Origin of the sequence: Pseudoduganella lutea (assembly GCF_004209755.1) — a bacterium.
Classification (GTDB): Bacteria; Pseudomonadota; Gammaproteobacteria; order Burkholderiales; family Burkholderiaceae_D; genus Rugamonas; species Rugamonas lutea.
This window is the reverse complement of sequence record NZ_CP035913.1, coordinates 6,361,209-6,384,747: the sequence shown is the minus strand read 5'-3', so window position 1 is coordinate 6,384,747 and position 23,539 is coordinate 6,361,209. Positions and strand designations below refer to the sequence as shown.

The 23,539-nt window shown below is 66.6% G+C and carries 18 protein-coding genes; 4 read left to right on the top strand and 14 right to left on the bottom strand.

Going from position 1 to position 23,539, the window contains the following annotated elements:
* Window positions 1–11: 11 nt before the first annotated feature.
* The 8 genes from EWM63_RS26905 to cyoA form a co-directional block, all read right to left on the bottom strand.
* Entirely contained in the window at window positions 12–1,808 is a 1,797-nt protein-coding gene (locus EWM63_RS26905; protein WP_130189277.1) for a sensor domain-containing phosphodiesterase, read from the bottom strand.
* 198 nt (window positions 1,809–2,006) lie between these two features.
* A complete protein-coding gene (locus tag EWM63_RS26900) occupies window positions 2,007–2,546 on the bottom strand; it encodes a response regulator transcription factor (protein WP_130189276.1) in 540 nt (179 codons plus the stop codon).
* Window positions 2,547–2,609: 63 nt separating this feature from the next.
* Complete coding sequence (locus tag EWM63_RS26895; RefSeq protein ID WP_130189275.1) at window positions 2,610–3,971, bottom strand: ATP-binding protein; 1,362 nt, start codon at window positions 3,969–3,971, stop codon at window positions 2,610–2,612.
* Window positions 3,955–4,857 carry an SURF1 family protein gene (locus EWM63_RS26890; RefSeq protein ID WP_130189274.1) on the bottom strand — a complete coding sequence of 301 codons (903 nt, stop codon included), beginning with the start codon at window positions 4,855–4,857 and terminating at the stop codon, window positions 3,955–3,957. Before EWM63_RS26890 ends, EWM63_RS26895 begins: the two co-directional genes overlap by 17 nt.
* A complete protein-coding gene (cyoD, locus tag EWM63_RS26885) occupies window positions 4,854–5,279 on the bottom strand; it encodes a cytochrome o ubiquinol oxidase subunit IV (RefSeq protein ID WP_130189273.1) in 426 nt (141 codons plus the stop codon). Before cyoD ends, EWM63_RS26890 begins: the two co-directional genes overlap by 4 nt.
* Window positions 5,276–5,911 carry a cytochrome o ubiquinol oxidase subunit III gene (cyoC, locus tag EWM63_RS26880; protein ID WP_130189272.1) on the bottom strand — a complete coding sequence of 212 codons (636 nt, stop codon included), beginning with the start codon at window positions 5,909–5,911 and terminating at the stop codon, window positions 5,276–5,278. The genes cyoD and cyoC overlap by 4 nt, the downstream gene beginning before the upstream one ends.
* Window positions 5,904–7,907, bottom strand: a complete 2,004-nt coding sequence (gene cyoB, locus EWM63_RS26875; RefSeq protein ID WP_130189271.1) for a cytochrome o ubiquinol oxidase subunit I — start codon at window positions 7,905–7,907, stop codon at window positions 5,904–5,906. The genes cyoC and cyoB overlap by 8 nt, the downstream gene beginning before the upstream one ends.
* Window positions 7,888–8,943 (bottom strand): ubiquinol oxidase subunit II, encoded by a 1,056-nt coding sequence (gene cyoA / locus EWM63_RS26870; RefSeq protein ID WP_130189270.1) that lies wholly within the window; start codon window positions 8,941–8,943, stop codon window positions 7,888–7,890. Before cyoA ends, cyoB begins: the two co-directional genes overlap by 20 nt.
* Before the next feature lie 376 nt (window positions 8,944–9,319).
* Between cyoA and EWM63_RS26865 the strand changes: the two genes are divergently transcribed.
* Window positions 9,320–10,669 (top strand): MFS transporter, encoded by a 1,350-nt coding sequence (locus tag EWM63_RS26865; protein WP_130189269.1) that lies wholly within the window; start codon window positions 9,320–9,322, stop codon window positions 10,667–10,669.
* Between the two features lie 88 nt (window positions 10,670–10,757).
* On the opposite strand, the gene EWM63_RS26860 is transcribed toward EWM63_RS26865, so the two are convergent.
* Window positions 10,758–13,358: a sensor domain-containing protein gene (locus tag EWM63_RS26860; protein ID WP_130189268.1), complete on the bottom strand. Its 2,601-nt coding sequence runs from the start codon at window positions 13,356–13,358 to the stop codon at window positions 10,758–10,760.
* A 153-nt stretch (window positions 13,359–13,511) separates the two neighbouring features.
* On the opposite strand from EWM63_RS26860, the gene EWM63_RS26855 reads away from it, so the two are divergent.
* Window positions 13,512–14,099: a hemerythrin domain-containing protein gene (locus EWM63_RS26855; protein ID WP_130189267.1), complete on the top strand. Its 588-nt coding sequence runs from the start codon at window positions 13,512–13,514 to the stop codon at window positions 14,097–14,099.
* A 162-nt stretch (window positions 14,100–14,261) separates the two neighbouring features.
* Here EWM63_RS26855 and EWM63_RS26850 read toward each other — a convergent pair whose 3' ends face one another.
* On the bottom strand, window positions 14,262–15,089 hold the full coding sequence (locus EWM63_RS26850; RefSeq protein ID WP_130189266.1) for a class I SAM-dependent methyltransferase: 828 nt from the start codon (window positions 15,087–15,089) through the stop codon (window positions 14,262–14,264).
* A gap of 186 nt (window positions 15,090–15,275) precedes the next feature.
* Here EWM63_RS26850 and EWM63_RS26845 point away from each other — a divergent pair, with 186 nt between their 5' ends.
* Together EWM63_RS26845 and EWM63_RS26840 are read left to right on the top strand one after the other, a co-directional pair.
* A complete protein-coding gene (locus EWM63_RS26845) occupies window positions 15,276–16,292 on the top strand; it encodes an AraC family transcriptional regulator (protein WP_130189265.1) in 1,017 nt (338 codons plus the stop codon).
* Window positions 16,293–16,368: 76 nt separating this feature from the next.
* Window positions 16,369–17,739: an amino acid permease gene (locus EWM63_RS26840; RefSeq protein ID WP_130189264.1), complete on the top strand. Its 1,371-nt coding sequence runs from the start codon at window positions 16,369–16,371 to the stop codon at window positions 17,737–17,739.
* A gap of 60 nt (window positions 17,740–17,799) precedes the next feature.
* Here EWM63_RS26840 and EWM63_RS26835 read toward each other — a convergent pair whose 3' ends face one another.
* The 4 genes from EWM63_RS26835 to EWM63_RS26820 all read right to left on the bottom strand — a co-directional run bounded on the left by EWM63_RS26835 (window position 17,800) and on the right by EWM63_RS26820 (window position 23,430).
* Complete coding sequence (locus EWM63_RS26835) at window positions 17,800–18,738, bottom strand: diguanylate cyclase domain-containing protein (protein WP_130189263.1); 939 nt, start codon at window positions 18,736–18,738, stop codon at window positions 17,800–17,802.
* Window positions 18,735–20,924 (bottom strand): hybrid sensor histidine kinase/response regulator, encoded by a 2,190-nt coding sequence (locus tag EWM63_RS26830; RefSeq protein ID WP_165390953.1) that lies wholly within the window; start codon window positions 20,922–20,924, stop codon window positions 18,735–18,737. The genes EWM63_RS26835 and EWM63_RS26830 overlap by 4 nt, the downstream gene beginning before the upstream one ends.
* 5 nt (window positions 20,925–20,929) lie before the next feature.
* A complete protein-coding gene (locus EWM63_RS26825) occupies window positions 20,930–22,921 on the bottom strand; it encodes a PAS domain S-box protein (protein WP_130189261.1) in 1,992 nt (663 codons plus the stop codon).
* A 179-nt stretch (window positions 22,922–23,100) separates the two neighbouring features.
* The gene (locus EWM63_RS26820) at window positions 23,101–23,430 is read right to left on the bottom strand and encodes a hypothetical protein (RefSeq protein WP_130189260.1); all 330 of its coding nucleotides are present in this window, start codon (window positions 23,428–23,430) and stop codon (window positions 23,101–23,103) included.
* Window positions 23,431–23,539 lie beyond the last annotated feature (109 nt).

The following is a 23,539-nucleotide window of genomic DNA, read 5'->3' as shown; positions in this document are numbered from 1 at the left end:
CCGCGGTGCCCCTAGTATGGGTGAGAAGGCCCGGCGTTGCCAATGGCCGGCACGCATGCCGTCCGCTCCGCATGCCATTCGGCGAACTGCGCCGGTTCCAGCGCCCGGGCATACAGCCAGCCCTGCGCCTCATCGCAGCCGGCCGCCCGCACCAACGCGGCGGCCGCCTCCGTTTCGACGCCTTCGGCCACCACCCGATACCCGAGGTCGTGCGAAAGAGACACCATGGCGCTCACCAGGACGCGCTTGCGCTCATCCGTGTCGATGCCGCGCACGAAGCCCTGGTCGATCTTCACCACATGGGCGGGAATGCTCTGCAGGTAGGACAGGCTGCTGTAGCCGGTGCCGAAGTCGTCGATCGCGATGCGCACGCCCACCGCGTGCAATGCCGCCAGCGTGCGGTCCGCCGCGGCCTGGTTGCCCATCGCGGCGCTTTCGGTGATTTCCAGCTCGAGCCGCCCGGGTGGCACGCCGTGGCGGTGCAGCTGCGCCGCAATCCCCGCAGCGAAATCGGGTTCGAGCAGGTTCGGCGCGGCCACGTTGACGGACAGCGTCAGCGCGAGGCCCGCCTCCTGCCAGGCGCGCAACTGGCGCAGCGCGGCGTCGACGACCCATGCGGTGGCGGGCCGGGCCATCGACGTCTGCTCGACGATGGGCATGAACTCGCCGGGCGAGATGCCGCCCAGCTCCGGGTGGCACCAGCGCAGCAGCGCCTCGGCACCCACGCAGGCCCCCGTCGCCAGGTCGATGCGGGGCTGATAGACGAGCCGCAGCTGGTTGCGCGCCTCGAGCGCGGTGCCGAATTCGGTCAGCAGCGTGAAGCGCCGCTGGTAGGCGGCATCCTGCGCCGACGAATGGACGGCCACCTGCATGCCGCCGGCGTAGGCATCGTGCACGGCGCCCTGGGCAATGCGCAGCACGTCGAGCGCTTCTGTGGCACCGACGACGAATGGCGCGATGCCGACGGCCGGCGTGGTGACGAAGCGCGACGTCGACCTGGCATCCCGCCCCTGCAGCCACGCATCCACGCGTGCATGGCACTCGGCCAGCGCCATGTCCGGCGCCACCAGCACCAGAAACTGGGTGGCCGCCACGTGGTACATCTTCGTGCCCGCGCCGAACGCCACGCGGAACGAGCGCAGCGCCTCGGCAACGAGGCCGTCCACATAGGTCGAACCCATCACGCGCGCGGCATTGGCCAGCTGCTCGGCGCTGGCCAGGTGCACCAGCATGGCCAGCCGTTCCTCGCCGCGCGGCCGGTCCCGTTCGAGGTCGCTGAAATCGTCGATGTACTGATTGCGGTTCGGCAGCCCGCTGATCGGGTCGATCCGGCCCAGCGCGTGCTGCAACTCGATCTGCGACATGACCATCGCCGCCAGGTCGGACAGCATGGCCCGCTCGCTTTGCGTGATCTGGCGCGGTGCGGTGCCCAGCACGCACATGGCGCCCAGCGCGTGGCCGTCGCGTGTCGTCAGCGGCGCACCGGCATAGAAGCGCACGCCGTTGCGGGCCAGGTGGCTGTCGCGATAGCCCGGGTCCTCGAGCAGGTCGGGAATGACCACGAACTCCGCCGTCTCCGCCACGGCCCCGCACGGGGCCTGCAGTCGGGGAATCGACCAGTGGTCGACGCCCACGCGCGATTTGAACCATTGCCGGTCACTGTCCGTCAGCGACACGGCGGCGACGGGCAGATTGAACATCTGCGCCGCCATGCGGGTGATGCGGTCGAACGCTTCGGAAGGAGGTGTGTCGAGCAGGTCGAGCTTGCGGAGCGCTTCGAGGCGCGCGCCTTCATGGGGACAGGTCATGGTGGTCGTATCGTGATGTGGCCGGGAAGCGGGACAAAAGGCGATGCGGGGATGGGGCACCATGCTGGCTTGTGCAATTTAATTAACACAGAGCAACAATATTGTACCGTGTTTCCCTTCTGCCTGCCCGTCACGGCAAATCGTGCGCCGTGCCTGTGTCGCGCCCATGCATCATCCGCCCGGCACGGCCTCTGCGCCCTACTTCACCCGCTGCTTCTCGAGTTTTCGCGCCAGCGTACGCCGGTGCATGCCGAGGCGGCGCGCCGCTTCCGAGATATTGAATTCGGTCTCGGCCAGCACGGCGTGGATGTGTTCCCACTCCAGCGTCTTCACCGACGTGGCGCGCCCCGTCAGCTCGACATCGGCGCTCCCTGCCACGTGGGCGAACGCGGCTTCGATATCGTCCGTGTTCGAGGGCTTGGCAAGATACTGCGCCGCGCCCAGCTTGACCGCCTCGACGGCTGTATTGATGCTGGCATACCCGGTCAGTACCACGATCAGCATGTCGGGATCGTGCTGGTGCAGCAGCTGCACGCAGGCCAGGCCGGACGAATTGCCCTTCAGCTTCAGGTCCACCACGGCATAGCCAGGCGCATGGTCGCCCAGCAGCGCCGCCGCCTCGTCCACGTTGGCGGCATGCAGCACGCGGTAGCCGCGCCGCTCGAACGAGCGGCCCAGCGTGCGGGCAAAGGCTTCGTCGTCCTCGACGATCAGCAGGCAGCGTTGTTCTTCGGTCATGTCGATCATGGTTGGCCAGCAGGGGGTTCGATGGTTTCGGGTCAAGGCATCAGGCGAGATGCATCAGGGAGCGATGCCGTCGAGAGCGATGGACGACAGCGGCAGGCGGATCGTGACTTCGGCGCCCGCCTTGCCGTCGGCGGCGCGGTTGCGCGCCGCCACGGTGCCGCCCAGCGTGCGCGCCACGTTGACCACGAGGAACAGGCCCAGGCCGCTGCCAGGCTTGCCCTTGGTGGAATTATACGGTTTGCCGATCTGCGCCAGGACCGCCGGGTCGAAGCCCGGGCCCGTGTCGGTCACGCGCAGGATCAGGTGGCCGTCCTCGCGCGTGGCCTCGAGTTCCACCCGCACCGGCGACGCCTCGAGCGCGTTGTCGAGGACGTTGCAGATCATCTGCTTGAGCGTCTCGTCGAACACCACCGGCAAGTCCTCGCCGATGCGGTTGAAGTAAAAGAAATGCTGCACGGGGCGGGTGCTGCGCCATTCCTGCGCCAGTTCGCCGAGGAACGTTGCCAGCGTCGTCTTCGTCGACGACTCGCCGCGGGCCTCGCCCGCCGACAGCAGGATGCCGGACACAATTGCCTTGCAGCGTTTCAGCTGCGCCTGCATCTCGGCGATCTCCTCCAGCAGCTCGGGATTGCCGGAGAACTCCGGCATGCGCTTCCAGTCGCCGAGGATGACGGACAGCGTGGCCAGCGGCGTGCCCAGCTCGTGCGCGGCGCCGCTGGCGAGCAAGCCCATGCGAACCACGTGCTCTTCCTCGGCGGCGCGCTGGCGCAGGTTGGCCAGCTGCGCATCGCCGGCACGCAGGTTGGCGGTGATGCGGGTAATGAAGAACACGAGCAGGGCCGCGTTCAGCATGAAGCAGATCAGCATCCCCTGCACGTACAGCGACAGCACGCCGCCCGCGTGCTCCACGTCGAGCGGCAACGGCAGGTGGTTGCGCGACAGCCCGGCCAGGCAGGCGGCCGTGACCAGCACGAACGTCCAGGCATAGGGCGGCGCCAGCAGCACGGCCGACAGGATCACCTGCAGCAGGTACAGGAACGCGAACGGATTCGTGGCGCCGCCGGACAGGTAGAGTTGCGAGGTGAGGATGGCTACGTCCACCAGCAGCGCCATGAACAGTTCGGTGTTGCGCACGTAGCGCACCTCGTGCCAGCGCAGGTGGCTGGCCACGTTGAACGCGATCAGGCAGGCCAGCACCTGCAGCATCGGAACGAGCGGCAGCACGATGTCATAGACATAGGTCGCGGCGGTGATCGTGGCCACCTGGCCGAACACGGCGATCCAGCGCAGCTGGATCAGCTGCATCATGTTCTTGTGGCCGGCCGCGTACTCCACGCCGGCCGCCGCCACCTGCTCGCGCTGACCGTCCGGCTTGCCCCGCTCGGCAGTACCCTGTTCCTCAGTCCGTTCCGTCATCCGTTCCCTTCGTCCGGCGCCTGTCATAGCGCAGCACGAGATAATAGCCGCCCACGACCATCGCGGCCAGCCCGAACCACGTCAGCGCATAGACCAGGTGGTTGTTCGGAAACGCGATGACCGTCAGGCCGCCGGTCGGTTTTTCGTCGCCGTCGCGCGGATGTTCCTGGCCGGCGGGCGCATCGACAAAGAACGGCGCCGCGCGTGGCATGCCCCGCTTCGCCGCGATCGGGCCGATGTCGCGGGTGTACCAGCGGTCGCCCGCCGGATCGTTCTCGCGCAGGATGCGCCCTTTCGGTTCGGGAAAGCGCAACAGGCCCGTGATCTCGATCTCTGGATTAACCCCGGAAGCAACACCTGGGGTCAGACCCGGCGGGTCGGACCCCGGCACCTGCCGCTGGGGTGAACGCACCTGCGCGCAAACGTCTCCCGACGCCACCGGCGGCGGCGGCAAATTCAGGTCTCCCGATTTCATCGGCACGAAGCCGCGGTTGACGAACACGATGCCGTCCTCCGTGCACATCGGCGTCATCAGCCAGAAGCCGATGCCCAGCGCCGTCGTCGTCTGCACGCGGGTGGTGTAGTCATACAGGAACGTGCCGCGGATGGTCACGCGCAGGTATTCGTGCGTGTCGACGGCCACGCGGGGCCACTCGGCGGCGCGCGGTGCCGGCACCGGGTCGGCATGGACCCGCGCCTCGACACGGGCGATCAGATCCTGTTTCCATTGCAGCCGCTTGACCTGCCAGCTGCCGAGAAAAGCAAAGGCGCAAAAGAAAAATGCCGCAGCGGCGGCGAGGGCGATGCGGGCTCCCCTGGAGGGACCCGCTGCCCGCGCGCTACCGTGCGGCATTTGCTCGGCGCCACGGTGTGGCGCGTCGTTCATGGCATGTCGTGCGCCTGCTGCGGCGTCATGATATGCGGCATGTTCGGCATCATGTTCTTGTTCATGTGGTACATGACCCACAGCGAACCAGCCAATGTGATGACGACGATGATGACCGTGAAGATCAGGGCCAGCATGTTCCAGCCGCCTTCCGACTTCGCGTTCATGTGCAGGAAGTACACCATGTGCACGACCATCTGCACGGCGGCGAAGCCCAGGATCACGAAGCCGGTGGTGGCCGGATCCGTGATCACGTTGTTCATCACGAGGTAGAACGGGATCGCGGTGAGGATCACGGACAGCACGAAGCCGATCACGTAATCCTTCATCGAGCCGTGCACGGCCGAACCGTCGTGATGGTCGTCGTGGCCGTGACCGTGATCGTCATGACCATGGCCGTGATGATGTTTGTGGTCGCTCATGGCAGGACTCCCATCAGGTAGACAAAGGTGAACACGCCGATCCAGATCACGTCCAGGAAGTGCCAGAACAGCGACAGGCAGTTCAGGCGGCGCAGGTTTTCCGGAATCAGGCCGTGCTTGCTGATCTGGACCATCAGCGTCACGAGCCAGATCGCGCCGAACGTCACGTGCAGGCCGTGGGTACCGACCAGCGCGAAGAACGCCGTCAGGAAACCGCTGCGCTGCGGGCCCGCGCCCAGGTGGATCAGGTGGTGGAATTCATAGATTTCCACCGCCAGGAACAGCAGGCCGAAGACGCCGGTGATGCCCAGCCACAGCAGCGTGCCGGACTTGTTCCTTGCCTTGGCCTGCAGCATGGCGAAGCCATACGTGATCGACGAGAACAGCAGGAACGCCGTGTTCAGCGCGATCAGCTTCAGGTCGAACAGTTCGGCGCCGCCCGGGCCGCCGGCATAGTTGCGACCCAGTACGGCATAGGTCGCGAACAGGCAGGCGAAGATCAGGCAGTCGCTCATCAGGTAGATCCAGAAACCCAGCATGGTGCCGTTTTCCGGATGGTGCTCGCGCACCAGGTAGCGCGAGCTCGGGTCGGCGCTGGCCGCGCCGGCGGAGGTTACGTAGGTATCAGACATGGCTTCCCAGCAAAGCGGTATGGCGTTCTTCGGAACGGGTGACTTCTTCCGCCGAAATGTAGAAATCGCGCTTGTAGTTGAACGTGTGGACGATGATCGCGACCATCATGGCGGCGAACCCGACGCCAGCCAGCAGCCACATGTGCCAGATGATGGCGAAACCGACCACGGCCGACAGCGCCGCGATGATGAAGCCCGCGCCGGTGTTGGCCGGCATGTGGATCTTCACGTAGTCCTTCAGCGGACGCTGGTAGCCGTTCTTCTTCATGTCGGCCCAGCTGTCGTTGTCATGCACGACCGGGGTGAACGCGAAGTTGTAGTCCGGCGGCGGCGACGACGTCGACCACTCCAGCGTACGGCCTTCCCACGGATCGCCCGTCACGTCGCGCAACTGCTTGCGACGCATGAACGACACGAAGAACTGCATCAGCATCGCGCCGATACCGCCGGCGATCATCAGCACACCGATGAAGGCGACCACGAAGTACGGCTGCAGGGACGGATCTTCCATCATGTTCAGGCGGCGCGTCACGCCCATGAAGCCCAGTGCGTACACCGGCAGCCAGGCCACGTAGAAACCGATGGTCCACAGCCAGAACGAGACCTTGCCCCAGAAGACGTCGAGCTTGTAGCCGAACGCTTTCGGGAACCAGTAGTTGATGCCCGCGAACAGGCCGAACAGCACGCCGCCGATGATCACGTTGTGGAAGTGGGCGATCAGGAACAGCGAGTTGTGCAGCACGAAGTCGGCCGGCGGGATCGCCAGCATCACGCCTGTCATGCCGCCGATCGTGAACGTGACCATGAACGAAATGGTCCACATCATCGGCAGTTCGAAGCGGATGCGGCCGCGGTACATCGTGAACAGCCAGTTGAACAGCTTCGCGCCGGTCGGGATCGAGATGATCATCGTGGTGATGCCGAAGAAGGCGTTCACCGACGCGCCGGAGCCCATCGTGAAGAAGTGGTGCAGCCAGACCAGGTACGACAGGATCATGATCACGCAGGTCGCATACACCATCGAGGTGTAGCCGAACAGGCGCTTCGAGCAGAACGTCGATACCACTTCCGAGAAGATGCCGAAGCAAGGCAGGATCAGGATGTACACCTCGGGGTGGCCCCAGATCCAGATCAGGTTCACGTACATCATGGCGTTGCCACCCATTTCGTTCGTGAAGAAGTGCGTGCCCAGCAGGCGGTCCATGCCCAGCATCGCCAGCACGGCGGTCAGCACCGGGAAGGCGGCCACGATCAGGATGTTCGTGCACAGCGCGGTCCACGTAAACACCGGCATCTTCATCAGGTCCATGCCCGGCGCGCGCATCTTGACGATGGTGACGATCAGGTTGACGCCGGAGAGCAAGGTGCCCACCCCGGCGATCTGCAATGCCCAGATGTAGTAGTCCACCCCGACGTCCGGGGACGCGAGAATGCCGGACAGCGGCGGATAGGCCAGCCAGCCGGTACGGGCGAATTCGCCGATGAACAGCGACGCCATCACCAGCACGGCGCCCATCGTCGTCATCCAGAACGAGAAGTTGTTCAGGAACGGGAACGCCACGTCGCGCGCACCGATCTGCAGCGGCACCACGTAGTTCATCAGGCCCGTCACGAACGGCATCGCCACGAAGAAGATCATGATCACACCGTGGGCGGTGAAGACCTGGTCGTAGTGGTGCGGCGGCAGGAAGCCGGCATTGTCGCCGAAGGCGATGGCCTGCTGGGCACGCATCATGAGCGCGTCGGCGAAGCCGCGCAGCAGCATGATGAGGCCCAGGATCATGTACATGATCCCGATTTTCTTGTGGTCGATACTGGTGATCCAGTTACGCCACAGGTTGCCCCAGACGCGGAAATACGTCATTGCGCCGACCAGGGCGATCCCGCCGAGCAGAACGCCGGCGAACGTGGCGATCAGGATCGGCTCGTGATATGGGATCGCTTCCCAGGTCAGCCTTCCGAAGATCGGATCGGTTTCAGTTGGATACGATTGCATTGTTGCTCTTCATGGAAAGTTTGGTCTTGTCCGCAGGTGTCGTGCAGATCTCTGCGTCGGCTCGCGCCAGCTTGGCGACCTCGCTGGCACCCTGCCTGCGCGCTTCCTGGTGGGCCCGGTGCTTGGCGTTGCGGTTCGCATCGTCATGCATCTGTTGCGCCATGCACTGGCTACCCGGCTCGACGCACAGGTTCAGGATGGCGTTGTACAGCGTGCCGTCGACCTGGCCCCAGCGGCGCACGGGGTCCTTCTCGCTCGGCTTGGCCAGCTGCGAATACTCGGGGCGCTGCAGCGAACCGCCCTCGGCCTTCACCTTTGCCACGTAGGCGTTGAAGTCGGCGTCGTTCATGGCGTGGTACTTGAAGCGCATGTGCGTGAAGCCGGCACCGCTGTAGTTCGACGAGAAGCCGTCATAGACACCGGTCTTGTTCATCACGGCGTTCAGCTGCGTTTCCATGGCCGGCATGGCGTAGATCATGCCTGCCATTGCCGGGATGTAGAACGCGTTCATCACGGACGAGGCGGTAATGCGGAACCGGATCGGACGGTCGATCGGCGTGGCCAGCTCGTTCACGGTCGCGATGCCCTGCTCCGGATAGATGAACAGCCACTTCCAGTCCAGCGCCACGACCTGCACTTCCATCGGCCGCACGTCGGCCGGCAGCGGGCGCGCATGGTCGATGCGCTGCAGCGGACGATACGGGTCCAGCAGGTGGGTGCTGATCCACGTGATCAGGCCCAGCACGATGATCAGCAGCAGGGGCACGCCCCAGATGACCAGTTCCAGCTTCGTGGAGTGATCCCAGTCTGGATCGTATTTGGCCGAGGTGTTGCTCTTCCGATAACGGAAGGCAAACCACAGGGTCAGGAAAATGACGGGAACGACGATCAGACACATCAGGAGGAACGAAACGACCACGAGATGAGCCTGCTGCGCCGCGATATCACCGGACGGATTCAACACCACCGTATTGCAGCCCGTAAGCCACAACAGGGGGAGAAGACCCAGTCCACTGCGAACAATGGATGATTTCATTAAGTTATGTGCGCTACAGAGGATTGAGAACATGCTACTGTACCGTCACAGGCGTGCGAAATGGAATTGGACACTTTGTCCCACCCCGGCTGGCCATTTCTGGGCAGTTCTGTGATTTGCATCGAGCGTGGCGCCGAACGCATCGTGTGGTACTGGCAGCAAGCGGACAAACGGTTCATGGAAGAGATTCATCGTGCTTTCCCGGATTTGTCGTCGACTTGCACTTCATGAAACTTCCGCCAGCGCTTCATCGATGTTTCATTTATGTATTGCGGCGCACAGTCGAGGCAATAACAGTCGAGGTAAGGTTTCATCGTGGATTCAACTTGTCCAATGCAGTTCGCAAGAACTTGTGTACAAACCATGAGAGACGAATATGGCAACGACTACCTATGACGGAAGTAACATCCCGGCGGATTATCAGCCAAGTCCCACCAGCAGCGGCGCACGCAACATTAATGCTCGCGATGGGGAAATCCATCCCGGCGAAATCGCCGTGGGCGTGGTGATTGGCCGAGCATCCGAATATTTCGACTTTTTCGTCTATGCGATCGCCTCGGTGCTCGTATTCCCTTCGCTGTTCTTCCCGTTCGACGACCGGTTGACGGCAACCCTGTATTCCTTTGTCATCTTTTCTTTTGCCTTCATCGCACGCCCGTTCGGCACCGTCATCTTCATGTGGATCCAGCGGCGCTTCTCGCGCGAAGGCAAGCTGACCGGTGCCCTCTTCCTGCTGGGTATTTCCACCGTCGGCATCGCCTTCCTGCCCTCGTTCGCCGAAGCCGGCACCACGGCCATCGTGCTGCTGGCCCTGTTCCGCATCGGCCAGGGCGTGGCCCAGGGCGGTTCGTGGGACGGCCTGCCGTCGCTGCTGGCGCTGAATGCGCCGCAGCACAAGCGGGGCTGGTATGCGATGCTGGGCCAGCTGGGCGCGCCGGCCGGCTTCATGATCGCCGCCGGCATCTTTGCCTACATGGTCGCCAACCTGTCGGCGCTGGACTTCCTCGACTGGGGCTGGCGTTATCCGTTCTTCGTGGCCTTCGCCATCAACGTGGTCGCACTGTTTGCCCGCCTGCGCCTCGTGTCGACGCCGGAGTATTCGAAGTTGCTCGATGAGCGCGAGCTGGAACCGGTCAGCCTGTCCGAGCTGTCGCACACGCAGGGCCGCAACGTGATCATCGGCGCCCTGGCCGCGCTGGCCAGCTACGCGCTGTTCCACCTGGTGACGGTGTTCCCGCTGTCGTGGGTGCAGCTGTACTCGACCCGGCCGATCGGCGACTTCCTGTGGCTGCAGTTCTGGGCTGGCGGCGTTGCCCTGCTGGGCACCCTGGCCTCCGGCGTGATCGCCGACCGCTTCGGCCGCCGCACCACGCTGGGCACGCTGGCCGCGCTCATCGCCGTGTTCTCCGGTTTCGTGCCGACCCTGATGCAGGGTGGCGACTCGGGCCAGACCATCTTCATCTTCGTCGGCTTCGCCCTGCTCGGCCTGTCGTACGGCCAGGCTGCCGGCGCCGTGACCGCCAACTTCGCGCCGCGCCACCGCTACACCGGCGCCGCGCTGACCTCCGACCTGGCTTGGCTGGTCGGTGCCGGTTTCGCACCGCTGGTCGCGCTCGGCCTGTCCGCGCATTACGGCCTGGGTTACGTGAGCCTGTACCTGCTGTCCGGCGCCGTGGCATCGCTGGCGGCGCTGTCGGTGAACCGCGCGCTGGAGATCCGCAACTGAGCGCTGTGACGATCCCATGAAAAACGGCGGGCATAGCCCGCCGTTTTTCATGGTTCGCCGCCGGCGCGGCGCTTCGCTGCGCGGCCTCCTACCCCTCCAGATATAACAGTTCCCCCGCCTGCTCGCCCGGCAAGGGCCGGCTGCACAGGTAGCCCTGGATTTCGTCGCAGCCCTCCTGCGTCAGGTAACCGAGCTGGTCAGATGTCTCGACCCCCTCGGCGATGATGCGGCAGCCCAGGCTGTGACCCAGCGTGATCATCGAGCGTACGATCGCCGAGCCCGGCGCGTCGTGCAGCATGTCGCGCACGAAGCTGCGGTCGATCTTCAGGTAATCGAGCGGGAAGCGGCGCAGGTAGGACAGGCTCGAATAGCCAGTGCCGAAATCGTCGATCGACAACCGCACGCCGCTCTCCTTCAGGTTGCGCATCGCCATGATGACGGCTTCGATGTTCTGCATCATCAGCGATTCCGTCAATTCCAGCTCCAGGTACTCGGCGGCCAGCCCGCTGGCTTCGAGCGCGCCGCGCACCTCCTGCACGAAGCCGGCCTGCCTGAACTGGCGGGCCGACACGTTCACGGCGACCGGCACGCGCAGCAGTCCGGCATCCTGCCATGCCTTGGCCTGGCGGCAGGCTTCATGGAGCACCCATTCGCCGATCTCGACGATGCGCCCCGTTTCCTCGGCCACGCCGATGAAGCGGTCCGGCTGGACGAGGCCCAGCTCGGGCTGGCGCCAGCGCAGCAGCGCCTCCAGGCCGGCCACGCGCCCGGTGACGCAATCGATGCGCGGCTGGAAGTACAGTACGAATTCCTGCCGCGGCAACGCATTGCGCAGGTGGCCCTCGATCAGGGTGCGCTCCGTGACCCGGGCATTCATCTCGCTGGTATAGAACTGCAGCTGGTTGCGCCCGCCGTCCTTGGCGCGGTACAGCGCGATGTCGGCATGCTTGAACAGCGAGGGGGCGGTATCCCCATCCCGCGGAAACACCGACACGCCCATGCTGCAGGTGAGCGCCAGGTCGTGGGCGCCCAGCCGCATCGGCGCGCTGACGGCGTCGAGCACGGCCTGCACGGTGCGCGGCGACAGCGTGCCGTCGGACTGGCCCGGCTGGTCGGGCAACAGCAGGATGAATTCATCGCCGCCCAGCCGCGCCACGGTATCGGAGTCGCGCAGCGCATTGCGCAGGCGGCCGGCCACCGTCTGCAGCAGGCTGTCGCCGACCGCATGGCCCAGCGTGTCGTTGATCAGCTTGAAGTTGTCCAGGTCCAGCACCACGACCCACAACTGGTGTTCGTAGCGGGCCGCGTAGGCGATCGCCTGCTCGAGGCGGTCGTGGAACAGGTTGCGGTTCGGCAGGCCCGTCAGCGCATCGTGCGTGGACTGGTGCTCCAGCTCCTGCTGGTAGCGCTTCGATGCCGTGATGTCGTTGATGACGCCGACCCAGTGCGTGGTCGCGCCGTGGCTGTCCAGCACGGGCGCCACGTGCAGCTGGTTCCAGAACAGCGTGCCGTCCTTGCGGTAATTGCGCAGCTCCACCGTCACTTCGCGGTCGCCGTGCAAGGCCTCCCGCAGGGCCAGCATGCCTTCCTGGTCGCGGTCGGTGCCCTGCAGGAAGCGGCAGTCCTGGCCGACCACCTCGGCCAGCTCGTAGCCGGAGATGCGCGCAAACGCGGGATTGGCGTATTCGATCACGTCATCGCTGCCGGCGCGGCGCGTGATCAGGATCGCGTTGACGCTGGCATCGAGCGCCCGGCTTTGCAGGCGCAGCTTCTCGCCGGCTTCCCGGCTGGCCGTGATGTCCTCGATCGTGCCGAGCAGGCCCACGATCTCGCCATGCTGGCCATGCAGCGGCAGCTTGTTGACGAGGTGCCAGCGCTGGCGCCCGTCGGGCGCCACGAGCGTCTGCTCGCGGCCGCGCACCGGCCGCCCTGTCTCGATGACCATGCGATCCTCGGCTTCCAGCGCGGCGCCGGCATTTTCCGCGGCGAACGCAGAGTGAACTTTTTCCGCGACAAGCGCGGAGTGAACTTTTTCCGCGGCAAGCGCGGAGTGCGCGCCCTGCGCCGCGGCGTGCTGGCGGATGAAATCATGGTCGCGCTTGCCGACCACGCTGGCCGGATCATCGAGGCCGGAGGCGCGCGCGAACAGGCGGTTGCAACCCACGTAGCGCAGCCCGAGATCCTTCCAGAACACCTGCAGCGGCATGGTGTCGATCAGGCGCCGGTACAGCTGCTCGGACTTGTACAGCGCCCGTTCGGTGGCCACCTGCTGCGTCACGTCCAGCGCGAACACGAGGCGCGCGCGGCGCCCTTCGTAGATCAGCGCATGCGAGGAAATGCGCACGAGGATCGGCCTGCCATCACGCTTCAGGTGGGTCCACACGCCCGAGGACTGAGGCAGCGCATGCGCCGCGGCGGCAATGTCCGCGCTCAGCCGCGCCTGTTCCGACGGCGGCCGGATCTCACGGATCGTCATGTGCAGGAACTCGGCCTCGTCGTAGCCGTAGTGGCGGCAGGCCGCGGCGTTCACGCGCAGGAAGCGCAACGTCACGAGATCGTAGATCCACATCGGTTGCGGGTGGTCCTGGAACAAGTCGTCGAAGCGGGTCAGCGGGCGCCTGCTGCGCCATCCCCGCCCCTGCAAGGGGAGCGTGCTGCGCTTCAAGGCACGGTGCTGGAATCTCATCATCGCTCCTGGTGCAGTGCTTGTCTGAATTGAACTATAACCCGATCAGTAAGCTTTGTGCGCAGTAGGCCGACATTCGCCTGGGAGCTATTCCTACGCTAGGCGCCGGGAACCTCGCCTAAGATGGGGCGTTGCCAGAACTTCAAGGAGAAGAAGATGTTTTCACTGAACAAGCTCAGCCCGACGATTACCGACATGATCCGCTTCGATCACTCGCACACGCTGGTGACCTTCCACCAGTACACGACGACGCAGAAGCCGAAAGTGAAGAAGGCGCTGGCAGAGACGATCTGCACCGCCCTGGAAATCCATGCCACGCTGGAAGAAGAAATCTTCTACCCGGTAATGCGCCAGCTCGAAGGAACCGACCCCACGATGCTGAAGGCGGAACCCGAGCACAACGAAATGCGCCGCCTGATCGCGCAGCTGCGCGCCACCAAGGCCACGGAAGCGAAGCACGATGAGCTGGTGCATGAATTGATGCGCGACGTGATGCACCACGTGGCCGACGAGGAAACGGTGCTGCTGCCGGATGCCGAGCGCAAGATGAGCCGCGACCGCCTCAGCGAACTGGGCGCGGAAATGACCCGCCGCCGCATGCAGCTGGTCGCGCCGCAGGCTGGCAAGCTGGCCAAGGATCACGCCATTGGTTTCTCCGGCAGCACGGCCGCCGTGGTACTGGGCGTGGCCGGCGCGGCATTCGCCGCACTGAAACTCTTGCCACGCAAGCCGGCACACGCCTGACGCAGCCGCTGCCGCAGCCCAGGGCATGGCGCGTCAGCGCCGCGCCGCCCGGCGATGCGGGCGGACATGCGGATTGCGGTCTGATACTGTTGTAAAGGAACAGCACCACGCCCGCACCCGCGCCGGCCGGCGTGGGTGCGGGCGTGCAGTGCGTATAAACGGTCAGCGCTTGACGATGACCGCCTCCAGGTATGCGGCCGGGGCCACGAGCGACGCGCCACCGGATATGTCGGCCTCGCACGCCAGGGCTTCGAGGTCGCGCCGCAGGCTCGCCTGCCCGTTCGCGTCGAGCGCGGCGAACGCCTTCAGCACGGGGCCATAGTAGTCGCGAAATACCTGCATCATGTGCGCCGGCGAGCGGTAGCGGAAGTTGAAGTCGCGCCGCGTGCAGTGCATCTCGACATCCCCGAAGATGTTCCGCAAGTGTCCCTCCGTGCCCCACAGCGGCGGGCCGGCCACGCCGGCCGGCGGCGGCACATAGCCGCCGACCACCTTGAACATCTTGCCGATGAAGCCATCGGGCGTCCAGCTGGCCAGGCCGATCCGGCCACCGGGGCGCGTCACGCGCAGCATCTCGGCCGCGGTGCGGTGGTGGTCCGGCGCGAACATCGAGCCGAATGTCGACAGCACGCAGTCGAATGCGCCGTCGGCGAACGGCAGCGCTTCCACGTCGGCCACCTGGAAGGCCACGTCGAGGCCCTCGGCCTGGGCACGGTCGCGTCCCTTGTCGAGCAGCGCCGGCACATAGTCGGTGGACGTCACGCGGGCAAAGCGGCGCGCGGCGGCCAGCGTGGCATTGCCATTGCCGGCGGCCACGTCGAGCACGCGTTCGTCGGCCCGCACGTCGGCGGCTTCGGCCAGCAATTCGCCGACGATCTGCAGCGTGGTGCCCACGATCGCGAAGTCGCCGCTGGCCCAGGTGGCCTGCTGGCGCGTCTTGATCGCAGCGAAGTCGGGGGTGGCGGTGGACGGTTCAGCCAGGTTATTCATCGTATTCTCCTTCAGGTTGTTGGAATGGTGCCGCGCGGTGGAGGGAAAAAGGCAACGCGCAAAGCGTGCCGCCCTTCACCGCGCAGCCTTGCCATTATTGCCACCCTGCCCTGCTTGACGCTTGTCCGGACGTCGTTCATGCTTGACCAAACGTCCGCGATAGGAAATCCACTGCGGGGAGGCGCCATGCCGGTCGACACGCTGTCCGAAGTGCTGCGCGCCATCCGCCTGCGCGGCGCCGTGTTCTATGCCGTGACGGTGGGGCCCGAATGGGCCGTCGCAGCGCCTGCCTCGGCCGAGGTCGCCGCCATGGTCGTGCCCGGCGCCGGCCGCGTCATCGAATACCACGTGCTGCTCGAAGGCACTGCCTGGGCGTCGCTGCCCGGCCAGCCGCCGGTGCGCATGGCGCCGGGCGACATCGTCATGTTCCCGCAGGGCGATGCGCACGTGATGGCCAGCGCGCCCGGCGTGCCGCCGCTGCCTTTCTCGATGGACTGGATGCGCGACACGCATGCGCTGCCGAAGCCGTTGCCGCTTGCGATCGACGGCAATAACCTGACCTGGGGCGAAGCGGTGCGCCAGCCGGACGGCCACAGCGACATCGTCTGCGGCTTCCTCGGCTGCGACCATGGCCCGTTCAACCCCTTGCTGGAAGCGTTGCCGCGGCTGCTGCACGTGCCCGCGGACGGTGATGGCGCCTGGCTGCGGCAGGCGATGCTGCAGGCTGCCTGCGGGATGGCGGGCCATGGCGGGGGGGGCGGTAGCACCCCCGGTGGCGGCGCGCTGGCCGAGCGCATCAGCGAAACGATGTTCATCGACGCCGTGCGCCGCCATGCCGCCCGCCTGCCCGAGCACGCCACCGGCTGGCTGGCCGGGCTGCGCGACCGCCAGGTGGGCCGCGCGCTGGCGCTGATCCACGCCGATCCCCGGCATCCCTGGAACGTGGCCGAGCTGGCCCGGGCGGCTGCGCTGTCGCGCTCGGCGTTCTGCGAACGCTTCGCCCGGCTGCTGGGGGTGTCGCCGGCGCGCTACCTGGCACGGTGGCGCATGGAGGTGGCCGCCACGCTGCTGCGCCAGGGCCCGGCGAGCGTGGCCGCGATCGCGTTCGAGGTCGGCTACGAGTCCGAGGCCGCGTTCACGCGGGCATTTGCCCGGCTGGTCGGCATGCCGCCATCGCGCTGGCGTGCCGCGCCACCGCACTAGCGGGTCACCAGCCGCCTTCCGCAGATCTTTCCCGATGCTATAGAATCGTGCTCTTTGAACACGACCGGCGGGGACCATGGCAGCAGACATCGATAATGCGGGCGGCTTGAAGCGCGGGCTGAAAAGCCGGCATATCCAGCTGATCGCGCTGGGCGGCGCCATCGGCACCGGGCTCTTCCTCGGTATCGCGCAGACCATCCGCATGGCCGGTCCGTCGGTGCTGCTCGGCTATGCGATCGCCGGGGTCGTGGCGTTCCTGATCATGCGCCAGCTGGGCGAGATGGTCGTCGACGAGCCGGTCGCCGGATCGTTCAGCTTCTTCGCCGACAAGTACTGCGGCCCACTGGCCGGCTTCCTGTCGGGCTGGAACTACTGGGTGCTCTACGTGCTGGTCAGCATGGCCGAGCTGTCGGCCGTCGGCATCTACGTGCAGTACTGGTGGCCGGAAATCCCCACATGGGTGTCGGCGCTGGCCTTCTTCGTCGTCATCAATGCGATCAGCCTCACCACCGTGAAGGCGTTCGGCGAGATGGAGTTCTGGTTCGCCATCATCAAGGTGCTGGCGATCGTGGGCATGATCGGCTTCGGCCTGTGGCTGCTGGCCTCGGGCGGCGCCGGGCCGGAAGCGACGGTCGCCAACCTGTGGCAGCACGGCGGCTTCTTCCCCAACGGCGTGACCGGGCTCGTGATGGCGATCGCCGTCATCATGTTCTCGTTCGGCGGGCTGGAACTGGTCGGCATCACGGCCGCGGAGGCGGACGACCCGTCGCGCACGATCCCGAAGGCCACCAACCAGGCCATCTACCGCATCCTGATCTTCTACATCGGCGCGCTCGGCGTGCTGCTGTCGCTGTACCCGTGGCAAAAGGTGGTGGAAGGCGGGTCGCCGTTCGTGCTGATCTTCCAGGCGCTCGACGCCAAGGCCGTGGCGCATGCGCTGAACCTGGTCGTACTGACGGCCGCGCTGTCCGTCTACAACAGCTGCGTGTACTGCAACAGCCGCATGCTGTATGGCCTGGCCCTGCAGGGCAATGCGCCCCGTTCGCTGCTGAAGGTGAATGCGCGCGGCGTGCCGCTGGCGGCGTTGGGCGTTTCGGCCGTGGCCACCGCCGTGTGCGTCAGCGTCAATTATTTCATGCCGGGCAAGGCATTCGAGATGCTGATGGGGCTGGTCGTCTCGGCCCTGATCATCAACTGGGGCATGATCAGCTGGATCCACCTGCGCTTCCGCGCCGCCAAGCGCGCAGCCAAGCAGGTGACGGGTTTCCCGAGCCCGCTGGCGCCGCTGGCGAACTGGCTGTGCCTGGCGTTCCTGGGCGGCGTGCTCGTCGTGATGTACCTGACGCCGGGCCTGCGCGTTTCCGTTTACATGATTCCCGTGTGGCTGCTGGCGCTGTGCGTGGGCTACTGGGCCAGGCAGCGGAAGGCGGCGCTAGCCGGCGCCTGAGGCCTCGCGGGACCGGCACCGGATGGCGTTTCCGCCGGAAACGCCATCCGGTGCCATGCTTCAGCCAAGCTGCGTTTCGATGACCTCGTCGCCGGCCAGCACGCTCCGGTTCCGCCCCGCCCGCTTGGCACGGTACAGCGCCATGTCGGCGGCATGCAGCATCGCCTGCGCCGTATCGCCCTCGGCCGGGATGCGCGCGCACAGCCCGATGCTGGCGGTGACGTGCGGAGCCGCCGACGCGGACGGATGGGGAATGCCCAGCGCGGCGATCCGCCGGCACAGCCAGTCGCCGTAACGGGCCAGCGCGTCCGGCGTGGTGTTCGGCAGCAGCACCACGAATTCCTCGCCGCCGTAGCGGGCGGCCAGTTCGCCGGGCCGCCGCGCGCCATCGTTCAGCGCCTCGGCCACTTCCTGCAGGCAGGCGTCGCCCCGCTGGTGGCCATACCGGTCGTTGAACAGCTTGAAATCGTCGACATCGATCAGCACCAGCCCCAGCGGCAGCTGGTGGCGCCGGTGGCGGGCAAATTCGGCGGCCAGCTGCTGGTCGAAATAGCGGCGGTTGTACAAGCCCGTCAAGCCATCCTGGTTGGCCAGCTCGTCGAGCGCGGCCACGGCCGCCTGCAGCCGCAGGTGCGTGCGCACGCGGGCCTGCACCACGGCCGCGTTCAGCGGCTTTGGAATGAAATCGACGGCGCCGGCGTCCAGGCAGGCGATTTCCGCTTCCGATGACGTTTGCGCCGTCACGAAGATCACGGCGCAGCTGCGCAAGTCCGGGTCTTTCTTGATCTGCTCGTTGACGGCGAAGCCATCCATTCCCTGCATTTCCACGTCCAGCAGGATGAGCTGGGGCCGCTGAGAGCGCGCCAGCTCGAGGCCCGCCACGCCGCTGGTGGCGAACAGCACGCGGCCCTGTTCGCGCACCATGGCGGACAGCAGCCGGATTGTGTCCGGGTTGTCGTCGATGATCAGGATCGTGTTCCGCGGTGCGGCAGTGGTCATCCGTCTTCCTTCAAGGTGGCGGGCAGCGCGGCCAGGACGCCATCGAAATCGAGCGCGGCCATCGCGGCCGCCACGGCCGCCTGCTGCGCGCCGTCAAGCTGCGCGGCCAAGGCGCCGCGCAACGTTTCATACACGGTGGCGGCGTCGAGGTCGCGCTCGCGCAGCAGGCCGATCCAGCGGCGCACGTCGTCCGGTTGCGCCGCCGGCACCTCGGGTTGCTGCTGGGCGGCCAGCCAGTTGCGCGCGGCATCCGTCGTGGCATCCAGCTCGCGCGCGGCGATGTCGAACAGCCGCGCGGCATCCTCATGCCGGTCCTCGCGCAGCGCGCCTTCCAGCTCGACGGTCACGCTGGCGAAGGTGCGCGCCCCGAGGCTGCCGACGGAGCCGCGCAATGCATGCAGCAGGCGCGCGGCGCCATGGCCATCGCCATCCTGCCAGGCGCCGCGGGCGCGCGCCAGTTCGGCCGGCGCCTCGCGTGCCATCCGCGCCACCAGCGCGACGAGCGCCTGCAGTTGTGCCGGATTGCGCGCCGACAGCGCGGCCAGCCGGTCGACATCGAAGCGGTGCGCGGCGGGCGCCACAGGCTGGGCGGCGGGACGCTCCCGCCGCCGGGCTTGCTGAACTTGTTGCTGGATCTGTTCCATCATCTGCTCCACATCGATCGGCTTCGGAATGAAATCGTTCATGCCGGCGGCCAGGCATTGCTCCCGCTCGGCGGCGGTGACGCCGGCGCTCATCGCCAGGATCGGCAACTGCAGGCCCAGCCGGGTGCGCAGGATGCGCGTTGCCGTGTAACCATCCATCACGGGCATTTGCACGTCCATCAACACCACGTCGAAGTCACAGCGGTTATCGCCGCACTGGGCCGCCATCAGGTCGACCGCCTGCTGCCCGTCCCCCACCGTCGTCACGTGCGCGCCGGCCGGTTCCAGTATACCTTTCGCCACGAGTTGGTTGAGCGCATTGTCCTCGACAAGCAGGATGCGCACGCCAGCCAGCTCGGCGCTGCGCTCCGGCACCGCCGCGGTTACCGCCGGCATTGCCTGCGGCGCCGGCGCCACCACGGTGGCCAGCGCCGTACGCAGGCCCTGCGCGGTCACGGGGCGCACCAGCGGCACTGTGTCCTGGACAGGACTGGCCGGCGCCACGCCGCCGGCCAGTTGCAGGAAGGCGATGGGGCGCCCCGGCCAACGGTCGCCCAGGCCGCGTCGCAGTTGCCCGACCACGCCCGCATCGCCGTCGACGAGCACGGCATCGACGGGCGCATCGGCCGCGGCCACCGCCTGTGCGGCCGTGTCGGCCCAGCCGGCGATCCAGCCAAGCGTCTCGACAGCACGTGCCAGGCTGGCACGGCTGGCACGCTGCGGCTCCACGATCAGCAACCGCAGCGGTGCCTGCGGTGGTGTCTCCGGCGCTGCCGGGAGCGGCGCGCACGCCAGCGGCAGCAGGACCGCGAACTCGCTGCCCTCGCCCGGCTTGCTGGCCACCGTGATGTGTCCACCCATCAGTTCGGTCAACTGGCGTGCGATCGTCAAGCCGAGGCCGGTGCCGCCGAAGCGGCGGGAAATGCCACCATCGGCTTGTTCGAACGGCGTGAACAGCCGGGCCTGCTGTTCCGGATCGATGCCGATGCCGGTGTCGCGCACGGCCAGGCGCAGCGTGGCCGTGTTGCCGTGCTGCGCCACGCGCGCGACGGAAAACACCACCTGGCCCTTCGCCGTGAACTTGAGCGCATTGCCGACCAGGTTCAAGACCACCTGCTGCAAGCGCATCGCGTCGCCGATGAAGGCCGAGGGGACGTCCGGTTCCACGTCGACGACGAGTTCCAGCGGCTTGCCGCTGGCCCGCATCGCCGTCGCGGCCGCCTCGACGATTTCCCCCAGCTCGAACGGCAGCGCGGCGATGTCCACACGGCCAGCCTCGATCTTGGAAAAGTCCAGCACGTCGTTGATGATGCCGACCAATGTCTTGCCGCAGGACTGGATCATGTTCACGTATTCGCGCTGCTGCGGCGCCAGACCCGAATTGTCGAGCAGGTGGGCAAGGCCCAGCACGGCGTTCATCGGCGTGCGGATCTCATGGCTGACGTTGGCCACGAACTCGCTTTTGGCGCGGCTTGCGGCCTGCGCGAGCCGTTCGTTGCGCGCTTGCGCCAGCTCGGCCATCTTGCGGTCCGTGATGTCCATGGCCATCACGTGGAAGCCCTGCACGGCACCATCGGCGCCGAAACTGGGATGTAGTCGGCCATGAAATGCTTTGGCCAGCCGGGAACATTGAACTCCGCTTCGAAATGCACGGCCTGCCCGGACAACACCGCGTCGAGATGGCCGCGCAGGCCGTCGTAGATGCTGTGACCGACCAGGTCGCCGAGGCGCCGGCCGAGCATGTGCGCCGGGTCCACGCCCAGCAGCGTTTCAAAGCGGCGGTTGGCGAAGCGATACACTTCGTCGCGGTCGAGGTAGGCGATCAGGGCCGGGCTGTTGTCCGCGACGGTGCGCAGGAAGCGTTCGCTGTCGGCCAGTTCGCGCTCGATGCGCTTGCGCTCGGAGATATCGTTCAGGAACGCGCCGAAGGAACGGGCACCGTCCACGTCGATCAGGCCGATCGTCATTTCAACCGGGAATTCGCTGCCGTCGCGGCGCAGCGCCATGACTTCGATGCTGCGGCCCAGGACACGGCTGGCGCCGCCGGCCATGAAGCGCCCCAGGCCGGCACGGTGCGCTTCGCGCAGCGCCAGCGGGACCACCACGTCGTGCAGCGCCAGGCCGGCGACTTCGGCGTGCGACCAGCCGAACAGTTGCTCGGCGCGCGGGTTCCAGTCCGTAATGCGGCCATTGCTGTCCATGCCGATGAAGGCGTCATGGGCTGTCTCGAGGATCGCGCGGATGCGCGCCTCGTTGTGGCGCACCGCTTCGAGCGACTGCGCCACGTCGCGCGTACGCTGCGCCACGCGTCGTTCCAGTTCCGCATTCACCTCGGTGAGCTGGCGTTCCTTTTCCTTCAGGCGCGACAGGCTGGCATTGACGGCGCCCGTCAGCGCGGCCAGTTCCTCGAAGCTGCCGGCCGGGACTTCGATCGAATGGGTGGCGCCCTCCTCGATCGCTGCGGCCAGCGCTGCCGCCTTCTGCAGCGGGCGTGTGATGCGGCGCGAGACGCGCCATGCCACCAGCGAAAACGCCAGCGCCACCGCCAGCCCCACCAGCGCCACACGGATCTGCAGCGTGCGCACTTCGCCATAGGCGGCGCGGGTATCCTGCCGGGTCAGCACGACCCAGCCCAGGCCGGGATAGGCCCCATACCCGCGCGTGACGGCGCCGCCCACCAGGTAGTCGCGCCCGTCGGCCCAGCGCTCTTCGGCAAAGTGGCGCCCGCCGCCGCGCGCCGCGTTGAACACGGCCGACTCGACGACCGTGCCCGTCATCGACGCCGGGCCGGCAAGCACCTTGCCGTCGTGGCCCACGATGAGGGTTTCGCCCGCCCAGTTCCCGGCCGCGTCGATCTGTATCCGCAGCCGCTCGGCCCAGCTCCAGTTCAGGTGAGCACCGAGCACGCCCTGCGTGCGGCCATCCCGGTCCGCCACGGGAAATGCGACATCGACGAAGCGGGGCAGTCCGCCTTCCTCGTGCGGCAGCAGCTTCGCCAGCAATTTCGCGTCATGCACATCATGCACGTACCGGCCCGCCATGGCGCCCGAGAACCAGGGGCGGCTCCCCACGTCGGCACCTTCGAGCAGGCCGCCGGTGGCGACATCCACCTTGCCATCGAGGCCAGCCAGGCCGATCCAGGCATACAGGGGGTAGCTGCGCTGCAGGCTCTCCACGAGTTCGCGCCTTTGCGGCATCAACAGCTCCGGCGCGGTGAATTCGGGCCGCGCCGCCAGCAGCCGCACTTCCCGATAGCGCTCATACATGGTGCTGTCCAGCTGTTGCGCCGCATAGCGTGCGCGCCCGGCCAGGCCCGCGCCGATCGAGCGTTTCAGTTCATCGGTGGCGAGATGGCCGAGCAGCAGCACGAGCACCGTGGTCGACAGCAGTACCGACAGCGCCAGCCACATGGCCAGCCAGGTGCCGAGGCGGCGGCACGGAAACAGCCGCGCAAACAGGGACGGACGCGGGGATGAATGCGGGGCCGGATGCGTGGCGGAATGCGTGGCGGGACGGGCGCTCCCCGAAGGACGAAACATCGAAAATTCCTGACTATCTGTAGAGGCTCAGGAACCGGGGGCGCGGGTTCACGGAAGGGTGGCCGGCCCGGCTTGCACCGGCGGACGGCAAGCGCCAGTGTACCCGAGAGCCGGGCCAAATGCGCCGTTTGCGCGCCAAATGTTGCCGTGACGCATCACCCTCCCCCCTGCCACGCCCGTCAGGCGGCGCGCAGGCTCATGTCGGGAACGTCGTTCTGCGAGAACGCCACACGGAACTTGGCACGGCGGTCGCCCATCAGGATGCGCAGGTTGCCGATCGAGATGTCGGACACCTCGTGCATGCGGATCAGCAGCGAGGCGCCGATCGCCAGGCGGTAATGGCGGATCTTGCTGATCACGGGCGGCGCCACGTCCAGGATGCGGGCCAGCGCCGCATCGTTCTTCAGGTCCAGGCGGTCGATCAGGTGGTCGAGCAGGCGGTTCGGGTCGTACGTGCGCAGCACGTCGTCGTTTGCGTCGGGGCGCACAGCGGTAGCAAGGGTATTCATGACATTCTCCAGAGGTTGCAGTTCACAGCCCGGATCGGGCTTTGTCGGCCGGTACGAATGCGAAGGCGGGTGCGTCGTATTCGCGACCGGTGGTCGTGAGATGCGCCAG

Coding starts and splice junctions, on each gene's coding strand:
- EWM63_RS26905 (WP_130189277.1), bottom strand. CDS start 1,808: ATGACCTGTCCCCATGAAGGCGCGCGCCTCGAAGCGCTCCGCAAGCTC.
- EWM63_RS26900 (WP_130189276.1), bottom strand. CDS start 2,546: ATGACCGAAGAACAACGCTGCCTGCTGATCGTCGAGGACGACGAAGCC.
- EWM63_RS26895 (WP_130189275.1), bottom strand. CDS start 3,971: ATGACGGAACGGACTGAGGAACAGGGTACTGCCGAGCGGGGCAAGCCG.
- EWM63_RS26890 (WP_130189274.1), bottom strand. CDS start 4,857: ATGAACGACGCGCCACACCGTGGCGCCGAGCAAATGCCGCACGGTAGC.
- cyoD (WP_130189273.1), bottom strand. CDS start 5,279: ATGAGCGACCACAAACATCATCACGGCCATGGTCATGACGATCACGGT.
- cyoC (WP_130189272.1), bottom strand. CDS start 5,911: ATGTCTGATACCTACGTAACCTCCGCCGGCGCGGCCAGCGCCGACCCG.
- cyoB (WP_130189271.1), bottom strand. CDS start 7,907: ATGCAATCGTATCCAACTGAAACCGATCCGATCTTCGGAAGGCTGACC.
- cyoA (WP_130189270.1), bottom strand. CDS start 8,943: ATGAAATCATCCATTGTTCGCAGTGGACTGGGTCTTCTCCCCCTGTTG.
- EWM63_RS26865 (WP_130189269.1), top strand. CDS start 9,320: ATGGCAACGACTACCTATGACGGAAGTAACATCCCGGCGGATTATCAG.
- EWM63_RS26860 (WP_130189268.1), bottom strand. CDS start 13,358: ATGATGAGATTCCAGCACCGTGCCTTGAAGCGCAGCACGCTCCCCTTG.
- EWM63_RS26855 (WP_130189267.1), top strand. CDS start 13,512: ATGTTTTCACTGAACAAGCTCAGCCCGACGATTACCGACATGATCCGC.
- EWM63_RS26850 (WP_130189266.1), bottom strand. CDS start 15,089: ATGAATAACCTGGCTGAACCGTCCACCGCCACCCCCGACTTCGCTGCG.
- EWM63_RS26845 (WP_130189265.1), top strand. CDS start 15,276: ATGCCGGTCGACACGCTGTCCGAAGTGCTGCGCGCCATCCGCCTGCGC.
- EWM63_RS26840 (WP_130189264.1), top strand. CDS start 16,369: ATGGCAGCAGACATCGATAATGCGGGCGGCTTGAAGCGCGGGCTGAAA.
- EWM63_RS26835 (WP_130189263.1), bottom strand. CDS start 18,738: ATGACCACTGCCGCACCGCGGAACACGATCCTGATCATCGACGACAAC.
- EWM63_RS26830 (WP_165390953.1), bottom strand. CDS start 20,924: ATGGACATCACGGACCGCAAGATGGCCGAGCTGGCGCAAGCGCGCAAC.
- EWM63_RS26825 (WP_130189261.1), bottom strand. CDS start 22,921: ATGTTTCGTCCTTCGGGGAGCGCCCGTCCCGCCACGCATTCCGCCACG.
- EWM63_RS26820 (WP_130189260.1), bottom strand. CDS start 23,430: ATGAATACCCTTGCTACCGCTGTGCGCCCCGACGCAAACGACGACGTG.